Annotated in this window: 2 protein-coding genes; one reads left to right on the plus strand and one right to left on the minus strand. The window is 45.3% G+C overall.

Annotated elements, in window-relative coordinates; all coding sequences use genetic code 11:
• The coding region (gene oxyR, locus R7P67_RS24110) for a DNA-binding transcriptional regulator OxyR (protein ID WP_318086228.1) at nt 1-724 on the minus strand (724 nt) is incomplete at its 3' end.
• Between the two features lie 170 nt (nt 725-894).
• On the opposite strand from oxyR, the gene R7P67_RS24115 reads away from it, so the two are divergent.
• Nucleotides 895-1,503 (plus strand): glutathione peroxidase (locus R7P67_RS24115; RefSeq protein WP_318086229.1); only part of this gene is annotated, 609 nt, incomplete at its 3' end.

Consider the following 1,503-nt stretch of genomic DNA (forward strand, 5'->3'; position numbering starts at 1 on the left):
GAGGCAACAAAGTAATACCCGCTCCCGCAGCAACCATATTACGCAAAGTTTCTAAACTGGTGGCTTTAAAGCGCTCATCATCTTTTGCTCCTGCCGCAAAACAGAAACCTAACGCTTGGTCGCGTAAGCAATGCCCATCACCTAAAGCCAACACGGTCTTTCCATTGAGCTCTAACATATCAACCTGGTCGAGCTGTGCCCATTCATGACCACATGGTACAGCAACACTAAGCGGTTCGTTGTACACTTCAATCTCTTTAAATGGGGCAGTTTCCGCCACAGAAGCCAATACCAAACAGTCCAGCTTCCCTTCCTCTAGCTGACGAACCAACTGATGAGTTTGAGCCTCATGCAGGAACAGCTCAAGCTCAGGGAACTCTTCTTTCAGCTGTGGAAGAATTTTAGGCAATAAGTACGGGCCAACCGTCGGAATAAAACCGATGTGCATGGGACCGGTCATTGCCCCACTCTGTCCGCTGGCCATATCTTTAAAGGTTTTCACCTCACTCAGAATGCGTTTAGCTTGATCCACCAGCTGTAAGCCAGAGTCGGTGAACAACACTCGGCGGCTGCTTCTTTCTAACAATGCCGTGCCGAGTTCGTCTTCCAGCTTACGTATTTGACCACTAAGCGTTGGCTGACTGACAAAACATGCCTCTGCCGCTTTGCGAAAATGCTTGTGCTCCGCCAGTGCGACTAAGTACTCAAAATCCCGAATATTCATAACACACGATTCGCTTCTATTTGATGATAGTCAATGTCTATCAAAACCATAGCATCAAACGATTAGAGCTATCAAAGGATTTTTACAATAATGGGCTCAACAAAACGAACCAGAGCCAAACGACAAGTCACGCTCTAAACGCTTCACTCGAATATTTTAAAGGAATCAATATGTTTGTATCTAAAGAAGGTCAAAACGTACCACAGGTTACTTTCCCGACTCGCCAAGGTGATACTTGGGTGAACGTTACCTCGGATGATCTATTCAAAGGCAAAACCGTGATCGTATTCAGTTTGCCTGGAGCGTTTACACCGACTTGTTCTTCTAGCCACTTACCTCGTTACAACGAGCTATTCCCTGTGTTCAAAGAACACGGTGTTGATGAAATTTTGTGTATTTCGGTAAACGACACATTCGTTATGAACGCTTGGAAACACGACCAAGAAGCCGAGCACATCACCTTTATTCCAGATGGTAATGGTGAGTTCACCGATGGCATGGGCATGCTCGTGGACAAAAATGACATCGGTTTTGGTAAACGTTCTTGGCGTTACAGCATGTTGGTAAAAGATGGCGTGATTGAGAAGATGTTTATCGAGCCAAATGAGCCAGGAGACCCGTTCAAAGTATCGGATGCCGACACTATGCTGAACTACATCGCACCAGAGTACAGAACTCAGGAATCGATCACTGTATTTACCAAGCCTGGTTGTCCTTTCTGTATGAAAGCCAAACAAAATTTGATTGATCACGGTCTTCAATATGAAGAAGTCATTTTG

Source organism: Vibrio sp. Vb0937 (assembly GCF_033338855.1).